Below are 21,849 nucleotides of genomic sequence, written 5' to 3'. Positions count from 1 at the left end.
ATATGAGGGAATCAAATGGATAATCAACATTCTGCACTTAACGCACGTAAACAGCAAGCAACTCCACGTGGTGTAGGCGTGATGTGTCAGTGGTATGCGGAAAAAGCTGAAAATGCCACGCTCTGGGACAAGGAAGGCAACCAATTTATCGACTTTGCTGGTGGTATCGCGGTTTTAAATACAGGCCATCGCCACCCTAAAGTAATTGCAGCGGTGACTGAACAACTCACTAAATTTACGCATACTGCTTATCAAGTTACGCCTTATGAAAGCTATGTGGCTCTAGCTGAACGTATTAATGAACGCGCGCCAATTGCGGGTCCTGCGAAGGCAGCTTTTTTCACTACAGGTGCAGAAGCAGTTGAAAATGCAGTAAAGATTGCTCGCTCTTACACAGGTCGTCACGGCATTATTACCTTTGGTAATGGTTTCCACGGCCGTTCATTTATGACTATGGCAATGACAGGTAAAACTGCGCCTTACAAACGTGACTTTGGTGTAATGCCAGCGGGTGTGTTTCACGCACGTTACCCTGTGCCTGCTAAAGGTATTTCAGTAGATGCGGCAATTGAAAGCGTTGAAGATATTTTCAGTGAAGATATTGCGCCACATGATGTTGCAGCAATTGTACTTGAGCCAGTACAAGGTGAGGGCGGTTTTAATGTTGTGCCAGCCGAGTTCTTAAAACGTTTACGCGCAATTTGTGACAAGCACGGTATTTTACTTGTTGCTGATGAAGTTCAATCTGGTTTTGCGCGTACTGGTAAATTGTTTGCGATGAACCATTATGAAACTAAAGCAGACCTCATCACGATGGCAAAAAGCTTGGGCGGTGGTTTCCCTATTTCGGGTGTTGTGGGCCGTGCAGAAGTCATGGATGCACCAAACCCAGGTGGTCTAGGCGGTACTTATGCAGGTAGCCCAATTGCAGTTGCAGCTGCACATGCCGTGATTGACGCGATTGAAGAAGAAAACCTATGCGACCGTGCAAATGAGTTAGGCGCCGAGTTAGTTGCTACGCTTAAAGATATTCAACAAGCAACAGGCGACGTGGTCACTGATATTCGTGCATTAGGTTCAATGGTTGCAGTAGAACTTGAAACGGCTGAACAAGCAAAAGTTGTACAAAACTATGCAATGGAAAACGGGTTGTTACTTCTTACTTGTGGTAAATACGGTAATGTAATTCGTTTCTTATATCCATTAACCATTCCTGCTGAGCAATTCCGTCAAGGTCTTGATATCTTGAAACAAGGTTTTGCGACACTAAAAGCAGGTAGTGCAAAAGCAATGGAGCAATCTGCATGATTCAAAATAATTTGCAGTATTTATTAAAACATCCTGATATTTCATTAGAAGCACCTGCATCAAATGACTATATCGAGGTGAATGATGCTGCTACAGGTGAAACTTTGGCATGGGTAAAAACCTATGACCGTGCAGGGGTTGAAGCCGCAATTAACCGTTCAGCAAAAGCGCAGGCTGCTTGGAAAAAGCAAACTGCCTTGGCTCGTGCTGATGTGCTATTGGCATGGTACAACCTCATGCTTGAGCACAAAGAAAATCTGGCACAGATTTTAACGGCTGAGCAAGGTAAGCCATTAGCAGAAGCACGTGGTGAAATTGGTTATGCAGCTTCATTTATTCGCTGGTTTGCCGAGCAAGCGCGCCGTATTGATGGGGAGGTGTTAACACCTACTCAACCAAATCAACGTCTGCTCGTAATTAAACAAGCAATTGGTGTTACCGCTGCCATTACGCCGTGGAACTTCCCGGCTGCCATGATTACGCGTAAAGCAGGTCCAGCGATTGCTGCGGGCTGTTCTATGTTGGTTAAACCAGCAGAACAAACGCCGTTAACCGCTTATGCACTTGAAGTATTGGCTTTACAGGCAGGCTTACCAGCCGATGTTTTAATTAACATTAGTGGTGATGCGGTTGAAGTCGGTAAAACCCTATGCGAAAGCGATATTGTTCGTAAGTTAAGCTTTACAGGTTCAACACAAGTTGGCCGTATCTTGATGCAACAATGTGCGCCAACCATTAAGAAACTTTCGCTTGAACTCGGTGGTAATGCACCAGTTGTGGTATTTGACGATGCTAACCTCGAACAAGCAGTTCAGGGCATTATGGCAAGTAAATATCGTAACAGCGGTCAAACCTGTGTATGTGCTAACCGTATTTATGTTCAAGACGGTATTTATGATGCGTTAGCAGAGCGTTTGGTTGAAGCTGTGTCTAAGCTTAAAGTAGGTGACGGACGTCAAGAAGGTTCAACTCAAGGCCCTTTAATTGATGAAGATGCAGTTGCAAAAGTTCAGTCTCATATTGCAGATGCAACTGAGAAAGGTGCAACAGTTCGTATCGGTGGTCAGCGCTCGGCACTTGGCGGTACATTCTTTGAACCGACTGTGTTAACTGGCGTAACACAAGACATGAAAGTGTCTAAAGAAGAAACTTTTGGTCCGCTTGCACCACTGTTCCGCTTTAAAACTGAAGATGAAGCAGTGGCAATGGCAAACGATACCGAGTTCGGTTTAGCTGCTTATTTATTTACTCAAAGCACAGCTCGTCAATGGCGCGTGGGTGAGGCACTTGAGTACGGTATGGTCGGCATTAACACGGGCGCGATTTCAAACGAAGTTGCTCCGTTTGGTGGCGTAAAACAGTCAGGTCTAGGCCGTGAAGGTTCAAAATTCGGCATCGAAGAATATGTCGAAATGAAATATCTCTGCGTAGACTTATCTGAGTAAGGAACAAAACAAGTTCGTTTTGTTCTGAACGAAAACATGCAGCTATGCTGTATGTGATGTTTCACAAAAAACCGGTCATGCCCATTCATGACCGGTTTTTTTATTTAAGTTGGCAAATACCCTTCATGGCTTTCAGGTAAACGTCTGAGTTCTTCAATTAGCGTTTCAATGAGTTTTTCGACCACCAGACGTTGTCCTTTTCGGGACACATAAACCAGTTGTAGCATGCCAATATTCGACTTCCAGTCAGGAAGAATATGAACCAGTGTGCCTTTACGAATTTCTGATTCAACGGTTAAAAAGGGAAGGTCAGCAATGCCTAAACCATCCATCACAGAATAATAAACACCAGCCAAATCATTACTTTTGATTCGTGGTTGATAAGGTACATCAACCGATTCACCATTTCGAATATTGCATAAATGCCAAATATAATTTTGCTTTTGAGTACCTAAGCTAATACTTGGAAAGTCTTGTAATTCAGAATAATGTTCAATGGTTCGACCTTGTAGTAATTCAGGCGAAGCCACCAGGCAGTGATCGGTTTTAATCACATCACGAACAATTAAATTCGAATCTTCATTCGGTTCGAAATTGGTCCGAATCGCAAGGTCGATGTCATCATGCAAGATATCAACTCGGCGGCTCGTTAGCTCAAGCGATATTTCAACTTTAGGGTAGGTTTTTAAAAACTGATTTAAAATTTTTCTAATTTGAAAATGCATCATTAAAGGTGGGCAGCTGACTTTTACCAAACCTTGAGGCTCACTTTTTTGCTTTAATAACACGTTTTCTGCACATTCAACTTGAGCAATAACTTTGCAGCATTCTTCATAAAATTCTTGGCCTAAATCGGTCACTTTAAAATGGCGGGTTGTTCTTTGAATCAGGCTGACATTAAATTTATTTTCAAGGTCAATAATGCGTCGGCTGAGTTTGGATTTACTTATATTTTCGGCTTCACTGGCCGCACTAAAGCCGCCGTGTTTTACGACTAAATAGAAATAATAAAAATCATCAAAAGAGCTTATCAATGTCAGATCAATCCATTTAAATTTAAGATTAGAGCGCTTAAGCACTCTAATCTTAGCAATTCTGCTTATTTTTGCGATGTATTAAAGCTATAGCTTGTCATTAGGTTGCGGTAATCAGGAATATGATTTGAGAAGAGAGCACCTAAGCCTTCTACATCATTACGCCAGTCACGGTGTAACTCACATGCCATACCAAACCAAGTCATCAGCTGAGCACCTGCTTTTGACATACGGTCCCAAGCAGCATCACGGGTTAATTCATTGAAAGTACCAGAAGCATCAGTAATCACAAACACTTCGAAGCCTTCTGCGAGTGCAGATAGTGCAGGGAATGCCACACAAACTTCGGTCACCACACCTGCAATAATTAGCTGTTTTTTACCTGTTGCTTTAACTGCTTTTACGAAGTCTTCATTGTCCCATGCATTAATTTGACCAGGACGTGGAATAAATGGTGCATCTGGAAAAAGTTCTTTTAGTTCTGGAACTAAAGGACCGTTTGGACCATTTTCAAAACTGGTCGTTAAAATCGTCGGTAAGTTAAAATATTTTGCTGCATCTGCAAGCGCTAAAACGTTATTTTTAAATTTATCAGGATCGATATCTCGAACTAAAGAAAGTAAACCTGCTTGGTGGTCAACTAAAAGAACCGCAGCATTATCCTTGTCTAAACGTGCGTAATCTTGAGCCATTTTTATATCCTCATGTTATCAAAATAAATAATCAAAATTATTAAGTAGGTCATTCGTGCCTAAAATTATGCTAGTTGAGTTTATTGTCGTGATTAAGTCTAAAAAATAGGATTAAGAATTTTAAAAATAGGACGATCTTTTAAAGAATCCCGCAAACTTTATGATTGTCTCATATATGAAATAATGTGTTGCTAATCCTGATCTATAAACTGCAATTATTGAGGCGTAAAATTACTCTCAGTTCAAGAAAATCCTACATATATAGGAGAGATCAGATGAAGAAATTTCTTGGTGCATATCAAAATAACCACATGCATTGGGTTGGTGATGGTTTCCCTGTATATAACCTGTTCTCTTATGACCGTTTAGGCCAAACCCTAAGCCCATTTTTGTTACTGGATTATGCAGCGCCTTATAACTTCTCACCAACCACCGAACAACAAGGTGTAGGGTCACATCCTCATCGTGGCTTCGAAACCGTGACGATTGCCTACCAAGGTGAAGTGACACATAAAGACTCAAGTGGTGGTGGTGGAACCATTAAAACCGGTGACGTGCAATGGATGACTGCGGGTGCAGGAGTGTTACACGAAGAGTTCCATTCTCCTGAATTTGCAGAGCATGGCGGATTGTTTGAAATGGTGCAATTGTGGGTAAATTTACCTTCACATTCAAAAATGACCCCTGGAAAATATCAAGCGATTGAAGCCAAAGATATTCCAGACATTGCGCTAGACGAGCACGGTAGCCATTTGCGTGTGATTGCAGGTGAATATGCAGATGCAAAAGGTGCAGCAACGACGTTTAGTCCATTAAACGTATGGGATGGTAAATTGGTCAAAGGCCAAAAACATACCCTTTATGTGCCTGAAGGGCATACCACACTTGTGGTGATATTAGAGGGTGCGGTTGTTATTAATGATACAAACCGTCTTGAAGGTAAAACCGTTGCGATTTTATCTCGTGAGGGAGTTGAGTTTAGCTTAAATGCTGAAGAAGACACTAAATTCTTAGTGTTGACTGGTCAACCACTCAATGAGCCAATTGAAGGTTATGGTCCATTTGTCATGAATACCAAAGCCGAGATTATGGAAGCGATTGATGATTTTAATCGTGGAAAATTCGGCTCTATCATGCAAGAAGCATAAATTGCTAAATTGTGCTTAATGTTCCTTTAAAGCAAAGTAATAAAAAGCCCGCTATCAAGTGTGAATAGCGGGCTTTTTCGCTGTAAAGTTTCTGTTTTTATGATGGATATCATTATTGTGTCGGCATTGTTTTGTGTGATTTAGTTCTCATTATTATGTCATCATGATACCGCAAAAAGGATTGCTTGTAAAACGAATGATATAAATACAGTTAAATTATCTCATTTTATTTAAAAGAATTTTTTTAAATTTTTAAAAAATATAGATTTTTATACAGTCATCCTCTTTTGTAAAATTTTATGAACGATAGCTCCACTGCGTCGTTAAAATTCTTCTATATAAATTGATGCAAAAAATAAAAATCTGGTAGTTTTTAATACGGTGTTTTTTTAGGGTATGAGTGATAATCAAAAAAATTCTCGAAAAATGGGACATCATTTTGGATATCGCAATTATTGGCAGTGGAATGGCAGGACTTGCAGCAGCAAGAATCCTGAAAGATGCAGGACATACAATCACGATATTTGAAGCACTTCCTGGCCGGGGAATGGACAGTCATAGCATTGAGTTCGATGGTGGGATTATTGATGCACCATTGCGCGTGATGAACCCTCATCTATGGAAAAACACACTCAGCCTTGCTGCACACTTGGGTATTAAAACCTTTCCGGTACGTACCTACATGTCTTGTAGCTGGTTATTTGAAGATCGTACTGAAACATGGTTAACCACATCTCGTAGTCGTATTGGTAATTTCCCGATTATCAATAACCGTAAAGGCATTCAGCAATATGGCTGGCGTCTTGTTAAAGGGATGTTGCAATTAAAAACTGCGATTCACCAGTTTTTCAAATCTAAAAATCAAGATATTACTCTCGCTGAATTTATTAATCAGAACGATATTGAAGAAGTATTCTGGCATGGTGTAGTAATGCCGGTGCTTTATACCATTTGTACATGTAACCCAAAAACAATTGGTGACTGGCCTGCGAAAAACCTTCTTGAGTTTTTGCGTCATTTAACTGATGGTGACATGCTCTTACGTATGAAAGGAGGTACACCTGCGTTTGTAGACAGCTTAATTAAAGGCATTGATATCCATAGCGGTTCGGCAATTAAAAAAGTTGAGCTACAAGGTGAAAAGGTTCTGGTCGAAAATGAGAAAGGTGACCAAGGTACATTTGACCGCGTTATTGTGGCGACACCAACATCTAAACTTGAAGAGTTCTTAAATCCTGAACAGTTTGCAGAAGATATGAATCTGCTTAAACAGTTCCGCTTTGAACAAGGTGACTTGGTTATTCATACAGACGCAACAGTGATGCCGCCACGCCGTAAAGACTGGTCAGTGCTGAGCTATATGATGGACCGTAAGTTTACTCGTCAGCAGTTTACGGTTTGGATGAACGCGGTAGAGCCATCGCTTGTGGGTAAAAATCCTGTATTCCAGACTTGGCGTCCAGTGACTGATATTGACCCTAAAAAAATCATTTCAAAAGTGACCTTAACGCGTGCAGTTGTAGACTCACAAACCATTGCTTTAAACAAAGAGCTACAGCAACGTCACTTAGAACCAAACCGTAAAGTATTCTACTGTGGTTCATGGTCATGTGATGGTTTGCCAATTTTAGAGTCAGCAGTGACTTCAGCAATGCATATTGCTGAAATCTTAGGTGCACCTTTACCATTTGTAGGATTAAAGCCTAAGGTTGAAGTTGCCCCAGAACTCGGTTACTAAAATTGTGAAAGCAAAAGTTCGAGCAGCTCTTTCTCGCTTTATTCCCCATAAATATGTAATTGATGCATCAAGTTTGGGGGATAGTGAAGAGCTTGCTTGGACAAATTTGGGTTTTTGGAAAAATACCCGAACCTACCGTGAAGCTTGTCGCCAATTGGCTGACCATTTGGCTCAAGCTGTCAATTTAAATTCAAAAGATCATTTACTTGATTTAGGCTGTGGGCAGGGCGCAAGTTTGTTGCACTGGTTACAGTACTATCACCCCAAAAGCCTGAGTGCAGTCGAACTACAGGCCTCGTGTATTAATAAAATTCAAAAACTTATTCCTGAAATAAGCCAGATTTTCTGTGGTTCATTTTTAAATTTAAAACAATTTAAATTCAAACAACCTTTCGATGTGGTGCTCTGTATTGATGCGGCTTATCACAGTCATTTAAATTCATTTCTTGATTCGGTTACGCCAGTTTTAAATTCAAAAGGACGATTAGGTTTTCATTACTTAATGCGTGCTAACTCATGTGAGAACATGACAGCCTTTCAAGAACAAAAGCACCGTTATTTACTTAAGGCAGCCGATGTCACTTGGGATGCTGTGCCAACCGAAGACATACTGAAAACTACCTTGGAACAACAAGGTTTTACAGATATTAAAATCGAAGATTTGTCAGAACAGGTATTATTAGGTTTTTCACAATATATTCGAAATCAACAAGGACAAAGCCATAGTCGAGGGTTGGCAAAGTTTAAAATTCAAATGACTGCAAAGTTGTGCCAACAACTCTATCAATATGGATATGTCCGTTATATTCAAATAACAGCAATAAAAAAATAGGATGTGCCATGTCAGTTAAATATCAAGGATCATGTTTATGTGGAGCTGTAAGCTATCAAAGCGATGCAGAGCCACGTTATAGTTTTAATTGCCATTGTCGAGATTGCCAAAAAGCCACAGGTTCAGCCTATGCGCCCATCGCTTTTTTTCACCAATCTGAATTGAAAATAACTGGTGAACTTAAATATTTTGAGACCGTTGGTTCTTCTGGCCGTCCGATTAAAAGAGCTTTTTGCCCGACTTGTGGTTCTCAGCTTTTTGGTTTACCTGAACTTGTTCCTGAAATGATTTCAATACGCGCAGGTACTTTGGATGACCCAAGTCTCTATCACCCTAAAGCGGAGGTTTTTGTGAGTCAGGCCTATGCTTGGGACATGTTGAACCCAAACCTTAAACACTTTGAAAAAATGATAGAGAAGAAGAAAGAAGGGTAGCTGTTCTGACAAGCTCGTACGCTTTTTCCTACATCCATTCAGGAAATTGACGTCTTTCTATGACCTCGCGAATTACCTATGATGAACTCATCAGGAACAGGAAGTTCCAAAACGTAAAACAACAATAATAAGTTTAAGCATCAGGACGTGAGGTATTAGAGGATGTATACCTAGTAACGAAATACGAAAAAAGCCCAACAGGAAGTTGGGCTTTTTTCATTTCTTATTAACGAATCTCTTTTTCGTCTAAGGCAACACAGCTAAAAGCTATATTTCAAAACCTACAAACAACAAAAAACCCCATAAATCAAATATTCATGAGGTTTAATGATGGTGCCGGCACACGGATTCGAACTGTGGACCTACTGATTACAAGTCAGTTGCTCTACCAACTGAGCTATGCCGGCGATGTGGAGTGAATTTTACAGTTTCTTAAAAAAAATACAAGCCAAAAAATGAGCATTTGGATTTTTTCTATCAATTTTTAAGCGCTTATGCGTTTGAGCTTTAAAAATGGCCTAAGGCTTCAACATATAAATAAAAGAATCAACATGTTCACCACTATTTAAAGTGACGCGAACAGGTACTCTTTCGTACTCTTCGCCTTCAAAGTCATCCAGTAATTTCCAGTTTGCATCTAGATGTTCCGAGCTAAAAACAAAACCTTGCACTTGGTTAGCACTATCATCGAGTACAATTCCCGGATAGCCTAAATCTGCTCCCCAACCTTCATGACGTAGGGTTCCGTTTACCCAACCTTCTGCCCACTGGCCGCCAATATTTTCAAGTATATGCGCATTAGGGCGACCAGGGCCTAAAGTGCCATAAACAAATAAACTCGACATGTGATTTTCCTTTCATGTATCAATTAATGCGCTTTTGCGTATGCGGTATAAACAACCAAAAATATCCCAAGTAATGATAATACAACGGTTAAACCGACAATCGCATTCCAACCGCCGTGTAACCAGAACCAACCACCTGCTGAACCGACAATACTTGAACCCATATAGTAAAAAAGTAAATACAGAGAACTCGCATGAGCTTTCGCTTGTTTGCTTTCAGCACCCACCGAACTACTGGTGAGTGAGTGGGTAATAAAGAAGCCTGTGGTAATAAAGGCAATCCCAATAATAATGCCAAAAAGCGAGCTAAGTAGCGTCATGAGGCTACCCACAATCATGAGCGCAAAGCCACTCATCATCATGGTTTTTTTACCGAAGCGATCGGCTAAGCTACCTGCCAACGATGAAGACACCATACCGAAGCTATACGACAAGAAAATAAGGCTAATTTGTGTTTGGCTCAGTGAGTAAGGCGCGCCGCTTAAGCGGAAGGTCGCATAGTTAAACAAAGTGACAAAAACACTGGTGAGCAAGAACCCAATCGCAAACAGGCGTAATAATTTAGTATTGCTTAAATGAGCGCGCCACATTTGCATGTGAAAGCCTAAATTCAGTCCTTTTTTCTGCACAAAATTACGCGAAGCAGGCAGTAAGTTTAAAAAGGCAATTGAGCAAATAAAACAGATTGCCCCAAGTAAACCTAAAGCTGTGCGCCATGAAAAATATTCAACCAAAATACCCATACCGACACGGCCCATCATGCCGCCAAAGGCCGTACCTGCAATATATAACCCCATGGTTTTACCCAAGTGCTCAGGTGCAATTTCTTCGGCAATCCAAGCCATCGTTACTGCGGGTACACCACCGAGTAATAAACCTTCTAACGCACGTGCCATCAGCAAACTATGCCAGTTCGGTGTAAACATCGAGACAATATTTAAAATTGCTGCACACAGCATGGACGTAAAGATTACACCGCGACGGCCAATCGCTTGTGAAAAGGCACTCGATAGTACAATCGAAATTGCTAAAAAGGCAGTCGTTAATGATAGTGCCAAAGAGCTACTCGCAGGACTAATCTGGAAGCTTTGGCTAAATGCAGGCAACAACGGCTGTACACAATAAATCAGTGAGAAACTGGCAAAACCTACAAGGAACAAAGCGAAACCTGCGTGTTTATAGGCTTTAGTCCCTTTGTGAATCCACTCGCGGGAAAGAACAGACGTTGCCTCAGGGTTTAATGTACTGGGTGTAGATGAAGAGTTCATATCATGACCATGACAGAAAAAAGAGCAGTGCTTTGGGCATGCTGCATCGAGAAAATTCGATGAATTAAAATTAGCAATTTAGAGGGTATTTTTCTAATATATTTAACAATAGGTCATGATATGTTTTATATATAACAATGGAACTTAGGCATATACGCTACTTTTTGGCAGTAGCAGAAGAAAAAAACTTTACCAAAGCTGCGCAGCGCTTAAACATGAGCCAGCCGCCTTTAAGCATGCAAATCCGCGACTTAGAAGAAGAATTAGGCGCAGATTTATTTATTCGTTCGCCTCATGGGGTGGAGCTGACCGAAGCGGGGCTTGCCTTTTTAAATGCAATTCAGCCAGTACAGCAGCGTGTAGAAGATGCAGCAAACCTTGTTAAACAAGTGGCAAATGGCGAAGTCGGCCAATTGCGATTAGGTTTTACAGGTACTTCAATGCTGAACCCTCTCATTCCTAAATGTGTTCGCTATTTTCAGCAGCAATATCCGAAAGTAGATTTAAAGCTTGAAGAAGCCAATACCTTACTGCTCATCGACCTATTGCTTGAAGACCGTTTAGATGTGGCAATTATTCGCTCACCCCGCAACATTCCAGATAGCCTCATTCTTCAAGAATTATTAGCAGAGCCACTTATTGCTGCTTTACCTTCCGAGTCTTTGAGTCTCGATGATTCAACACAAGAAATTGATTTAACCGCGCTGCGAGAGCTTGATTTTATTGTCTCGCCACCTTCAGTGAGTGCAGGTCTTTTTGATGCGATTAAACAGGCCTGCCATGAGCGCGGCTTTGAACCAAAAATTGGACAAAACGCTCCGCAAATTGTGTCAATTTTATCGTTGGTGTCTGCAAACTTAGGCGTGTCTTTGGTGCCAGAGTCGACCAAACAATTGCAAATACAGGGTGTGGCTTATCGCTCTTTGAAAGCACCCATACCTACGGTAGGTTTAGGGCTTGCCTATAAGAAACATGCCCCTTCACAAATGGCGATTAACTTTGCCAGTGTGGTGCAAGTGGCTTGCCACCACGCCAACGAAATTGATGAAATTGGCTAGTTTGATTTCGGTGCTTTATTCATTAAAAAGATGCCTGAAATAATAAAAATCGCACCATATAAAAACGATAAGGTCGGCTGCTCATGAATGAAAACCCAAGCCATGAGCGCTGCAAAAATAGGTTCGGAAAGTTCGGTCACTTGTACCTTTGCTGCACTCATATAAGACAACGCTTTGGTGGTGCAGAAAAAGCCGAGTATGGTTGGCAGAACCGCTAAACTAATCAAACCTAAAACAATGTCAGTATTAAAATGAATACTATGCAAGTTGATTAAAAACGGAACGGCAAAATAAATGCTGCCAAACAGCAGTAAGTATTTAGTCAGAAACAGCCCGCCGTTTAATTTGAACTTTTTAACTAAAACTGAAAATAGGCCATAACCCGTACCGGCAATAGAAGCATTAATCAGCATTAAAAGGCTATTTTCACCTTTCCACGAAATGATGCTAATACCCGCAACCGCCAATAATGTTCCAACAAGAGAGTGAATATAGATGCTTTCTTTTAAAATGAACCGACCAAAAAATAGGGCAGAGATGGCAGCCGAAGCCATGAGTACCACCACGACATTGGCGGCAGCACCGTGGTTATAGGCAATGGTTTCAAAAAAGAATAAAGAGAAAATCCCTAAAAAAGCACATATGGCAATTTGAGTAAAAACACTGAGTTTACTTGGTGTGCTGCTAATGTACGCAATCTTTTGGCTGACAGGTACTTTAAATAAAAAAACACTTAAAAAGAAAAAGGCGATAATGGTTTTTAAAAAGGCAATGTCTTGTGGGTTTAAACCACTGTGCATGAGTAATTTACTAATTACACCAATCGACGCATTTAAAGCCGCTGCACACAGTGCAAATAGGGTTCCAATAATTAAATTATTCACTCTTATAATTCTTCCTAAATTTTACGCATGCAGTCTACATGATTTTTTGGATGAATATTCAATTAAAATAACCAGTTAAGGTTGAATATTTACAGTAGTTTATTCTGTGTGAATTTAACCAGTTTTATAAAAAACTAAACACTTCTCATAGACTTTTGTTTCAAATAATTGTGATTTATAGCGCTAACTCATATTATATAATTAGTTAATTATTAAAGAATTTTAAAAATGATTAAATCGATTATTACAGGTTGCGCGGTTCTTACACTTTCAGCTTTAGCAGTGACTCATGCTGAGTTTTCTTATGAACAAGAATTACAACAAGGCTGTAATAAAGTGAAGCAATACGCAAGTTTAGGTAAGAAAAACTACGACCAAAAACAATATAAAAAAGCGCTCGAAAACTTTCATAACCAAGCCTCTTGGACTGCTTTTTGTAAAGCCAATGAAGATGAAACTACAGTAAAATTTACCGACCGTGATATTGAAGTTGCTAACAATAACGTAGGCTTGGCCTATGCCAAATTGGGTCAGCCACTTTGGGCAAGAGCATGGTTTATGCTCGATGAAAAATCAAAATCAAGCCTGTTTAACCTTCAGCAATTGCCAGCACCTAAAACCTCAAATGACCTGTCGGGTGAGTATGTGCGTTACTCTGGTTTTGGTGAGTGGGATCACATTACGGTAAGTCGTAAGCAGGGCCAGTATGCCATTGGCTATTCGGGTGTTTATATGGGCATAAGAAGCTTAATTTATGGCCCAAATATGGGTGAGTTTGACACCAAAATGCAGACCAATGCCAAACAAACTATTTATAAAGACGAAGACTGCCGTATTCAGCTTGATTTTAAAACCAATGCGAAATTAGGCAATTACATTCAAGTTAAACAAAACGAGGGCAACTCAGGCTGCGGCTTTGGACATAACGTTTATGCGGATGGAACGTATTTAAAAGTTGAGTCTGGAAAATAATCTTAAAAACTCTAGGAACTAAATAATGAAAAATATATTTGCACGTTTACTACTTCTTTCGACGGTTATTTTGTCTGCTCAGGTGTATGCAGATGTAGCAAATACATTATGTAAAGAAGTGAAATTCCAAAAAGCCGATCAGGCGTGGAGTGGGCACTATTATTTACATGGCGTGATGGAAGTCGGTTCGGAACTTTTACTTCAACCAGATGGCAAGTTTAAATGGATGCTTGCAGTGGGCGCGTTAGACCAATATGCCGAAGGCACATGGTGGAAAAACGGTGAGTGTATTGGTTTAAAACCAGAAGCCAAATTTAAAAAGGATTTAAGTATTTTTCCTGAAAGCCTAACTATTTCGGATAAATCCTTAGATGCAGTCTGGCAGGGTGGACGCCAACAAGGCACATATAGCAAAGACTAAACTAAAAAAGTCCGACACTGAGTCGGACTTTTTTTATGACTTATACTTTAGTGATTCACCGCAGCAAGTTGCTGAGCGTTATAGCGTGCGCCCATATTTGGATATCTCGCAATAATCGCTTCAATTTCTGCCAAATCTGCTGCTGTTAAATGAAGGTCTACAGCGCCAGCATTTTCTACAAGTCGCTCGATTTTACGCGTACCCGGAATTGGAATAATGTCGTCACCTTGCGCCAAAATCCAAGCCAAAGCCAGTTGAGCTGCTGTTGCATTTTTGCTTTGGGCAAACTCGCTAAATGCTTGCGCCAAGCTCTGGTTGTTTTTCCAGTTATCGCCTTGGTAGCGTGGTAACTGGCGACGGAAATCGTTTTCGTCTAGGCTGCCCACATCAAGTGTATTGGTGATTAAACCACGCGAAAGTGGTGAATACGGCACAAGGCTAATACCTAACTCGCGAATGGTCTGTAAATGGGTTTGCTCAAACTCACGAGTAAGTAGCGAGTATTCATGTTGAACCGCTGCAATCGGATGAATTGCATGTGCTTTACGAATGGTTTCAGCCGAAGCTTCACTAAGTCCTAAATAACGAACTTTACCTTGTTTGACCAAGTCAGCCATTGCGCCAATGGTGTCTTCAACCGGAACATTTGGGTCTATGCGGTGCGCATAATACAAATCAATTACGTCTGTATTTAAGCGTCTTAAGCTGTTTTCGACCGCAACTTTAATCCACTCAGGAGAGCCGTCGATATAAGACTCTAAAGAGTTTTGTGGGTTAAGGTTGTCTTCTTTATAACGAAAGCCAAATTTGGTCGCCAAGAACACTTTGTCGCGGTTTTTTTCTAAAACTTTTGAGAGCAAAACTTCGTTTGCGCCGTTGCCGTACATGTCGGCGGTATCCCAAAAGTTAATGCCGAGGTCTAATGCTTTTTCTAGAGTGGCAATGCTTTGTGTGTCGTCTGAGGCACCATAGGCAAAGCTCATTCCCATGCAACCTAAACCAAGTGCTGATACTTTTTCGCCTGTTTGTCCTAAAGTTCTATATTTCATTTTTCACACTCTTTTTGCAAAATCACTTGAGTAGAAAAACTATAAAATGCTTTGGCTCAAACTGACGTATAACATTCAAACCAATAATTATAAAATTCAAACAATCTGTTTTTAGGCTACACAGTCTTCGCGGAACTTTTTAGGCGAAAAGCCGGTATTTTTCTTAAAAAAGTTGGTGAAATACGCTGAATATTCAAAACCTAAGCTATAGGCAATTTCGGAAATATTCCAACTGGTATGTTGTAGCAGCGCTTTGGCTTCTTGCGTAATGCGCGAACTAATATGCTCAGAGGTGGTTTTACCTGTAGCTTCTTTTACAGCGCGGTTTAAATGGTTCACATGCACAGACAAGCCATAGGCAAAGTCATTTGCAGTTTTGAGTTTAAGCTGAAAATGGGGCGAGTCGATGGGGAACTGGCGTTCTAATAGCTCAAAGAACAAATGGCAAATACGAACCGCAGCATTGCTATGTTTTTCAAACTGTTGGGTCGGTTGCATTTTCATGGCTTCATGCACAATCAGGTGCAAATAATTTCTTAAAACGTTGTATTTATGAATATAGTCCGAATTTATTTCATTCATCATCTTTTTGAAAATAAATGAAATTTCTTCAACCTGCTGGTCATTTAAAAAATACAACGGGTCGCCGTCGACTTTAAACAGTGGTGAGTCTTTTAAAAAGCTTTGTCGCGATTCTTGGTTTACAAACTCTTCGGTAAATAGACAAAACCAGCCTGCCTGTTCAGGTGAATTAATTTCCCATGCATAGGGCACCATTGGGTTTGAAAACAGTAAAGCAGGGCGGTCGACTCGTATCCAGCGGTTGGCGTAGTGTAGTTCGCCTGTGCCTAAAACCAGTGAAATTTTATAATAATCGCGGCGGCTATAAGGCGTGAGAAACGAGCAGGCATCGCGCTGGAACACATTAAAATGTCCAAACGAAGTTGATGGAACCGAGTAGCCGCTATCTTTGGTTAAAGAAAAGCGGCGATAAAAATCATGTATGGTTTCCATGTTTTTGCCTGCGTGCGTTATTAATTTATTTAAAGTTATAAAATTCAAACTTTATTTACTGTAGCTTTTATTTATAGCGTGATCAATCTGTTCATTTAAATGGGTTTGAAAATGAATGATAAATTAATAATGAAAGAATGAACCAATAGAAATAAAAATATTTTATAAATTAATAATATATGAGCATTGACACTTAAAAACTTGATAACTATTCTTTGTTTGCAAATGATTTTGCGGTAGAACGAAAAGGGGACACTTTCGAGTGTGCTGGTGCTGTACCCAGTCTGCTAACCCCTTATCGATCTGCCACCATTCTATGATAGAGCGATAAGAGGACACCTTCGGGTGTGCTGGTTCTGTGTGTCCAGTCTGCTAACCTTTTATCGTTCTTTCACCACTCTACGATAGAACGATAAGGGAACACCTTCAGGTGTGCTGGTTTCTTTGTTCCAGTCTGCTAATCCCTTTTCGCTCTGTCATCATTTTTTATTATTATCATGACATCGTTAAATTTAAATTGAAGGTCTTTTTAGCTTAAATATCTAATTGAATAAACAACAATAATTATTTAACCAATTTCTATTCAACCTTACATTGACACTTAAAAACACGCGGATTATCCTTTGCCTGCTGGCCACATTGCCAGTCGGTTTTAGCAGACCGATGCATATAGCACATCAGATTTATTCCTTCTGAGGGAAAGATCTGTGTGTTAAAACCACCGTTCCCCTGACGTTATGGCAGGGCGGAAGGGGGACACCTTCGGGTGTGCTGGTTCTATATGCCCAGTCTGCTAACCCCTTTTCGTTCTGCCACCATCTTTTAGCAGAGATTGGCAGAAATTTTATGCATATAGGAGTTCGCTCATGCGTACTATTTCATCTCTCTCATTGGCAACCTTCGCCAAAATCTTTACATCTACATCCCACTGGTCTTTAAAACGGTTTAATCGACTCTAGGTTTTAAGCCATAAGTCATTACGACTAAAAAATCATAGCAACAATAAAACGCGAGATAGGCAAGCACACCATTTTTGTGTGGCTTCTGCATGCCTGTTTTTTAGCGCTCAATTTAAGAGTGACGGCATTTCTATCTCTTTTATTTACAACAAAAAATTATTTTAAGCGATATACATGAAAAATTTAGAAGCTTCATTTAGAGCATTGCGAGTGCTCCACACGGCAAAAGATTTATTTAACCAATATGGGTTTCACAAAGTCGGGGTAGACCGAATTATTGCCGACTCCCAAATCAACAAAGGCACCTTTTACAACTACTTTCGCTCCAAAGAACGACTCATTCAGATGAGTTTAACTTTTCAAACAGACGCTTTAAAAGAAGAGGTATTTTCCACGATTTATTCGTATAGCGAACTGATGGTATTCGATAAACTCAAGAAAATTTTCTTTTTACATGCTGATTCAGAAGGGTTTTATCGTTTGCCCTTTAAAGCAATTTTTGAAATAGAAAAGCATTATCCGTCGGCTTATAAAGTGGTGGTTGATTATCGAAACTGGCTTATTCAGGAAATTCATAAACTACTTTTAACTGTAAAACCTGCCGCTACAGTTGAAGATGCGCATATGTTTTTATTTGTGATCGATGGCGCAATGGTGCAGCTTTTAGGCTCAAATCAAACTGATGAAAGGGAATATCTGATTGATTATTTTTTAAGTCGGGTTTGAGGGGGGGAAGGCCTGACGGGAGTTGGGCTTTTATACAAAAATGAGTAGAAATTTTTTAATCCTATTTTATATATGAATTAGATTATTATTTAATTACTCTGAAAGTTCATGATTCGATAATTTTGAGCCAATTCATGAGCTAAATTTAGAATATATTTTTCAGGATTCTTTTTAATAATTTCATCAAAAAAATTAGGACTATTTTTTAGAATTTCAGGCACCTGAGTTGTGCCAGACTGATGTTGGAGTGCTAATAAAATTGTTAGTAATTCATAGGTATATTCTGGCTGAGCGTCATTTTTAATAAGCTTTATAACATGTGAAGAAAATTCAAAAGCTTCTGCTGGTAATAGCGAATAAATATTCTCATCAATGAAAGTAGATAAATACCATTCATCCAATTCTTCTTTTGAGGCTAATTTTCCAAGAAAATTAGATAAAGCATTTATAAACATTTTTAACCTTTCTCACTTTATCTCTAGTATAAAAATTAAAGACTATCCTCTTTCAGAATAGTCTTTCACTCTAACTTTTACTGCCCACTTAAAACCAACTGTTTAATCTTAACTGCCTTCTCGAAGTGATCTAGCTTATGCTCCATAATCCACCAATGCGCTGCTTCCATTAGTAGCTCAGGGTTGTCATTTTTATTTTTAAAAAACGCATAAAAAGATAGACCGACATTGTCTCCCTTCTTTTCAATTTTATCATCGCATCCCTTAATAAATATTTCTCTTAATTCATTTCTCATATTGCGTATCGCTTCAAGTTATAAAACTAAGATGGCTTATTCTGCTCGCCCCATTGGCACATCATATCTAACAAAGGAATTAAAGACTGTCCTCTTTCAGAAAGACGATACTCAACTTTTGGCGGAATTTGAGGATATTCCTTACGAATAATCAGCTCGTCTCTCTCTAACTCTTTAAGTGTATTGCTCAGCGTTCTAAACGAAATATTGCCGATGCAGCGTTGCATCTCATTAAAACGCATGATTTTTTTTTCATACAGCCAATACATAATAATCATTTTATATTTGCCATTAATCAAAGAAAGGGTATATCCAAATCCCGTTTCTTCTAATGGCGTGTTTGATGGAACACACTCGGTCATTTTAAAAATCTACACTATCTTTTAGTATAGTATATAACATAAATTACCGTACTTATATTTAGGAAAGCACACTTCTATAATCGATTTATCAACTTTTCGATAAAAGTGTTTTTATAATGAAAAAGTCATTAGTCATTGTTACCCACCCTCACATAGAACAATCAGTCGTAAATAAAAGATGGGTAGAGGAATTAGAAAAATACCCAGACCAATTTACAGTCCACCAAATTTATCAAGCCTACCCAGATGGCGTAATTGACGTTGCCAAAGAACAAGCACTTGTAGAAGAACACGAAAATTTAGTTTTTCAATTTCCAGTGTATTGGTTTAACTGCCCACCACTTTTGAAGCAATGGCTTGATGAAGTTTTAACATATGGATGGGCTTACGGTTCAACAGGTGACAAAGTTAAAAATAAGAAGTTTATGCTGGCTGTATCTGCGGGTGGCCAAGAACATATTTATTCAGAGCAGGGTGAATATAAACTTACGTTGGACCAAGTTTTTAGTTCTTTTCAGCTCACTGCTTTATATGTTGGGGCGGACTATCAACCACTTCATGCATTTTATGGTTTAGACACTAATCCTTCAGAAGATGACGATGTTCCGACTCATCAAGACGTAGCAAATAATGCGATTGAGTACGTTCAGAAGTTATTAGCGTTGTCTTAGTAATTTTTAAAGGAGAAGGCCTAAGCGTGAGAGTTTGGGCTTCTTATATAGAAGATTTTTAAAAAGTTATATTAAGGTTTTAAGTTAAATATACAGTTTATTTATGATATAAATGTCCGCTAAATATAGATTAAATTTAAAAATTTATGACTATTCTTGATATTAAAGAAAAAGAAAATTCCCTTATAACTGACGATGCTCATGAATTAATATGCTACGCAACAATCAGTGAAATAAGCTCATGGAAGGATGTTAAGAGGTGGATCAGGAAATTTGAACAACACTTATAAGTGATATTTTGCTCCCCAAATGATGTTATAAACATCAATATATGGAGTATTTTATGGCACGTAGACCAAGAAGAAATCATTCAAATGATTTTAAAGCTAAGGTAGCACTTGCTGCGATTAAAGCAGAAAAAACACTTGCTGAATTGAGTGCTGAATTTGATGTTCATCAAAACCAAATTATCGACTGGAAAAATCAACTGATTTCAGCTTCCTCGCAAGCTTTCGATCAATCAAAAGCTCCAACAGAACCACCCATCGATCTAAAAAAACTACATGCAAAAATCGGTGAGCAGGCATTAGAAATTGATTTTTTAGAAGGTGTGTTGAAGAAACTGGGCCGCTTCAACCACAAAAGTTAATCGATGACTCACTTCAGATTTCAGTATCTAAGCAAGCTCAGCTGCTGAAAGTCTCCCGTGGTTGTTATTACTATCGCCCAAAACCTGTGAGTGCATCAGATCTGAAGCTGATGCGCTGTATGGATGAGTTACATATGCAATACCCTTTTGCAGGTAGCCGTATGATGCGTGATTTGTTGAATCGTCAAGGACATCATATAGGACGACGTCATACACGTACTTTAATGAAGAAAATGGGCATTAATGCGTTATATTGCAAACCAAATTTAAGCCAGGCTAATCAAGCTCACCGCAAATATCCATATCTGCTCAAAGGATTGGCTATTCAGCGCAGTAATCAAGTGTGGTCTACGGATATAACGTATATCCCTATGGCAAAAGGCTTTGTTTATTTATGTGCTGTGATTGATTGGCATAGCCGCAAGGTACTTGCGCATAGAGTATCGATTAGTATGGAGGTTACATTTTGCATAGAAACATTAAATGAAGCTATTGAAAAATATGGTCGACCTGAAATATTTAATACAGACCAAGGCAGTCAGTTTACCAGTGATGCATTTATTGATGTATTGAAATCAAATGGCATTCAAATCAGTATGGATGGTAAAGGTCGATGGGTTGATAATGTGATGGTTGAACGATTATGGCGGAGCGTTAAATATGAAGAGGTGTATCTCAAAGCCTACAGCAATGTTTTGGATGCGAAGAAGCAATTAAACGCATATTTTGAATTTTATAATTTGAAACGACCTCATTCGAGTCTGGACAAAATGACTCCAGATGAGTTTTACTATGACCAGCTACCACAACAAAATAAGGTAGCTTAACTAGAGCAGAGTATCACTTATAAATAAGCTTTTAGTTGTTCAAACATGTGGGACCACCTCTTTACTAACTTATATTCAGAACTTAAGCAGAAGCATTTACCTAAAAAAGTATTATTACTTTTAGAAGATATAGGACAGTGCCAATACACGTCCATGCATGCTTCAATGGGAGATGGGCTTTACTTTGATACTTCAGAACTCGTTGAAGATGACAGTGAAGTAAGTTGGGAAAATACTCGACCTTTAGAGCTTCAATATCATATAGAACAATTATTAAAGCCAGAAAATTATATAAACTTTAATAACTTGCCTAAAAAACTTAAGTATAGCGATGAAGATCAAGTAACTCTGCTACAGATTAATGCTGAACCCGACAAAATTTTAGATGCCGTTATTCAAGTAAAGTTAGTCAATAGTCAAACTGAAACTCAAAAATTTGCAGCATGCCTCAATGGATATTTTAGTTGTGATTTGAACCCTTTTGAATCTTTTAGCTTGATTGAGCATTTAAATCAAAACTATGGCTTAGAGTATGTGGGTTTAGGGGCAAGCTTATTATTCTTTATGAAAACACCAAAATTTGATGCAAATAAAACGCCTCAATTACTTAATGAGTTGAGTAGCTTTTATCAATTCAATCAAACAACGCATCACCAGTTAGAACAGCATTTATCTGATCATGATTATCTTATTTTGCCTTATGTAGAGTCATTAGAAGTATTCGATTTGGATTAAGTTAATTCGAGATAACCAATATTTATT

The 21,849-nt window shown here is 39.2% G+C and carries 22 protein-coding genes, 1 tRNA gene and 1 pseudogene; 13 read left to right on the top strand and 11 right to left on the bottom strand.

From position 1 onward, the window contains the following. The first annotated feature begins 15 nt into the window (after nt 1-15). Nucleotides 16-1,308, top strand: coding sequence for a 4-aminobutyrate--2-oxoglutarate transaminase (gene gabT / locus CSB87_RS08355; protein ID WP_004884860.1), 1,293 nt, complete (start codon nt 16-18; stop codon nt 1,306-1,308). After that, the gene (locus tag CSB87_RS08350) at nt 1,305-2,753 is read left to right on the top strand and encodes an NAD-dependent succinate-semialdehyde dehydrogenase (protein ID WP_002052182.1); all 1,449 of its coding nucleotides are present in this window, start codon (nt 1,305-1,307) and stop codon (nt 2,751-2,753) included. Before gabT ends, CSB87_RS08350 begins: the two co-directional genes overlap by 4 nt. Nucleotides 2,754-2,857: 104 nt before the next feature. Here CSB87_RS08350 and CSB87_RS08345 read toward each other — a convergent pair whose 3' ends face one another. Both CSB87_RS08345 and ycaC read right to left on the bottom strand, forming a co-directional pair. Continuing rightward, a complete protein-coding gene (locus CSB87_RS08345) occupies nt 2,858-3,832 on the bottom strand; it encodes a LysR substrate-binding domain-containing protein (protein ID WP_022576040.1) in 975 nt (324 codons plus the stop codon). A gap of 20 nt (nt 3,833-3,852) precedes the next feature. Continuing rightward, a complete protein-coding gene (gene ycaC / locus CSB87_RS08340; RefSeq protein ID WP_031953499.1) occupies nt 3,853-4,479 on the bottom strand; it encodes an isochorismate family cysteine hydrolase YcaC in 627 nt (208 codons plus the stop codon). A gap of 275 nt (nt 4,480-4,754) precedes the next feature. Between ycaC and CSB87_RS08335 the strand changes: the two genes are divergently transcribed. From CSB87_RS08335 to CSB87_RS08320, 4 genes are all read left to right on the top strand, one after another. Continuing rightward, nucleotides 4,755-5,627, top strand: a complete 873-nt coding sequence (locus CSB87_RS08335; protein WP_002052147.1) for a pirin family protein — start codon at nt 4,755-4,757, stop codon at nt 5,625-5,627. Nucleotides 5,628-6,066: 439 nt separating this feature from the next. Next, entirely contained in the window at nt 6,067-7,365 is a 1,299-nt protein-coding gene (locus CSB87_RS08330) for an NAD(P)/FAD-dependent oxidoreductase (protein ID WP_002052191.1), read from the top strand. Nucleotides 7,366-7,369: 4 nt separating this feature from the next. Next, nucleotides 7,370-8,197 carry an SAM-dependent methyltransferase gene (locus CSB87_RS08325; RefSeq protein ID WP_031953498.1) on the top strand — a complete coding sequence of 276 codons (828 nt, stop codon included), beginning with the start codon at nt 7,370-7,372 and terminating at the stop codon, nt 8,195-8,197. Between the two features lie 8 nt (nt 8,198-8,205). After that, on the top strand, nt 8,206-8,631 hold the full coding sequence (locus CSB87_RS08320; protein ID WP_002052170.1) for a GFA family protein: 426 nt from the start codon (nt 8,206-8,208) through the stop codon (nt 8,629-8,631). Between the two features lie 331 nt (nt 8,632-8,962). Here the strand turns inward: CSB87_RS08320 and CSB87_RS08315 are convergent. The 3 genes from CSB87_RS08315 to sxtP all read right to left on the bottom strand — a co-directional run bounded on the left by CSB87_RS08315 (nt 8,963) and on the right by sxtP (nt 10,744). Then, nucleotides 8,963-9,038 (bottom strand) — tRNA-Thr (locus tag CSB87_RS08315). A gap of 111 nt (nt 9,039-9,149) precedes the next feature. Continuing rightward, nucleotides 9,150-9,476 carry a gamma-glutamylcyclotransferase family protein gene (locus CSB87_RS08310; RefSeq protein ID WP_002052161.1) on the bottom strand — a complete coding sequence of 109 codons (327 nt, stop codon included), beginning with the start codon at nt 9,474-9,476 and terminating at the stop codon, nt 9,150-9,152. A 23-nt stretch (nt 9,477-9,499) separates the two neighbouring features. Next, nucleotides 9,500-10,744, bottom strand: coding sequence for a multidrug efflux MFS transporter SxtP (gene sxtP / locus CSB87_RS08305; RefSeq protein ID WP_031953497.1), 1,245 nt, complete (start codon nt 10,742-10,744; stop codon nt 9,500-9,502). A gap of 137 nt (nt 10,745-10,881) precedes the next feature. Between sxtP and sxtR the strand changes: the two genes are divergently transcribed. Continuing rightward, a complete protein-coding gene (gene sxtR / locus CSB87_RS08300) occupies nt 10,882-11,802 on the top strand; it encodes a multidrug efflux pump transcriptional activator SxtR (RefSeq protein ID WP_031953496.1) in 921 nt (306 codons plus the stop codon). Here sxtR and CSB87_RS08295 read toward each other — a convergent pair. Then, on the bottom strand, nt 11,799-12,686 hold the full coding sequence (locus tag CSB87_RS08295) for a DMT family transporter (protein ID WP_106105061.1): 888 nt from the start codon (nt 12,684-12,686) through the stop codon (nt 11,799-11,801). The genes sxtR and CSB87_RS08295 overlap by 4 nt on opposite strands. A gap of 228 nt (nt 12,687-12,914) precedes the next feature. Here CSB87_RS08295 and CSB87_RS08290 point away from each other — a divergent pair, with 228 nt between their 5' ends. Together CSB87_RS08290 and CSB87_RS08285 are read left to right on the top strand one after the other, a co-directional pair. Further along, nucleotides 12,915-13,658 carry a hypothetical protein gene (locus tag CSB87_RS08290; RefSeq protein ID WP_031953493.1) on the top strand — a complete coding sequence of 248 codons (744 nt, stop codon included), beginning with the start codon at nt 12,915-12,917 and terminating at the stop codon, nt 13,656-13,658. Nucleotides 13,659-13,683: 25 nt separating this feature from the next. Further along, on the top strand, nt 13,684-14,079 hold the full coding sequence (locus tag CSB87_RS08285; protein WP_031953492.1) for a hypothetical protein: 396 nt from the start codon (nt 13,684-13,686) through the stop codon (nt 14,077-14,079). 47 nt (nt 14,080-14,126) lie between these two features. Here the strand turns inward: CSB87_RS08285 and CSB87_RS08280 are convergent, their stop codons facing one another. Both CSB87_RS08280 and CSB87_RS08275 read right to left on the bottom strand, forming a co-directional pair. After that, nucleotides 14,127-15,128, bottom strand: coding sequence for an aldo/keto reductase (locus tag CSB87_RS08280; RefSeq protein ID WP_004711559.1), 1,002 nt, complete (start codon nt 15,126-15,128; stop codon nt 14,127-14,129). Between the two features lie 111 nt (nt 15,129-15,239). Further along, nucleotides 15,240-16,142, bottom strand: coding sequence for a helix-turn-helix domain-containing protein (locus CSB87_RS08275; protein WP_017393037.1), 903 nt, complete (start codon nt 16,140-16,142; stop codon nt 15,240-15,242). A 1,133-nt stretch (nt 16,143-17,275) separates the two neighbouring features. Between CSB87_RS08275 and CSB87_RS08265 the strand changes: the two genes are divergently transcribed. Beyond that, complete coding sequence (locus tag CSB87_RS08265) at nt 17,276-17,827, top strand: TetR/AcrR family transcriptional regulator (protein ID WP_031953491.1); 552 nt, start codon at nt 17,276-17,278, stop codon at nt 17,825-17,827. Between the two features lie 89 nt (nt 17,828-17,916). On the opposite strand, the gene CSB87_RS08260 is transcribed toward CSB87_RS08265, so the two are convergent. The 3 genes from CSB87_RS08260 to CSB87_RS08250 form a co-directional block, all read right to left on the bottom strand. Beyond that, the gene (locus CSB87_RS08260; protein ID WP_004711565.1) at nt 17,917-18,282 is read right to left on the bottom strand and encodes a hypothetical protein; all 366 of its coding nucleotides are present in this window, start codon (nt 18,280-18,282) and stop codon (nt 17,917-17,919) included. Between the two features lie 77 nt (nt 18,283-18,359). Continuing rightward, entirely contained in the window at nt 18,360-18,578 is a 219-nt protein-coding gene (locus CSB87_RS08255) for a DUF6500 family protein (RefSeq protein ID WP_031953489.1), read from the bottom strand. 26 nt (nt 18,579-18,604) lie between these two features. Continuing rightward, entirely contained in the window at nt 18,605-18,940 is a 336-nt protein-coding gene (locus CSB87_RS08250) for a winged helix-turn-helix transcriptional regulator (RefSeq protein WP_031953488.1), read from the bottom strand. Nucleotides 18,941-19,056: 116 nt separating this feature from the next. Here CSB87_RS08250 and CSB87_RS08245 point away from each other — a divergent pair, with 116 nt between their 5' ends. From CSB87_RS08245 to CSB87_RS08235, 3 genes and pseudogenes are all read left to right on the top strand, one after another. Beyond that, the gene (locus CSB87_RS08245; RefSeq protein WP_031953487.1) at nt 19,057-19,611 is read left to right on the top strand and encodes an NAD(P)H-dependent oxidoreductase; all 555 of its coding nucleotides are present in this window, start codon (nt 19,057-19,059) and stop codon (nt 19,609-19,611) included. A gap of 343 nt (nt 19,612-19,954) precedes the next feature. Beyond that, nucleotides 19,955-21,087, top strand: a protein-coding gene (locus tag CSB87_RS08240; protein WP_223235881.1) for an IS3 family transposase whose coding sequence is annotated in 2 segments (ribosomal slippage) — nt 19,955-20,207 and nt 20,207-21,087 — 1,134 coding nt in all. Because the reading frame shifts where the segments join, the coding sequence is not laid out codon by codon here. 63 nt (nt 21,088-21,150) lie between these two features. Beyond that, nucleotides 21,151-21,822 (top strand): annotated as a pseudogene (locus CSB87_RS08235) (hypothetical protein); the annotation flags it as partial. Between the last annotated feature and the right edge of the window lie 27 nt (nt 21,823-21,849).

Origin of the sequence: Acinetobacter sp. AR_0276 (genome assembly GCF_003000705.1) — a bacterium.
GTDB lineage: Bacteria > Pseudomonadota > Gammaproteobacteria > Pseudomonadales > Moraxellaceae > Acinetobacter > Acinetobacter nosocomialis.
The sequence above is the reverse complement of the archived record's forward strand: the minus strand, read 5'-3'. Positions and strand labels throughout refer to the sequence as shown.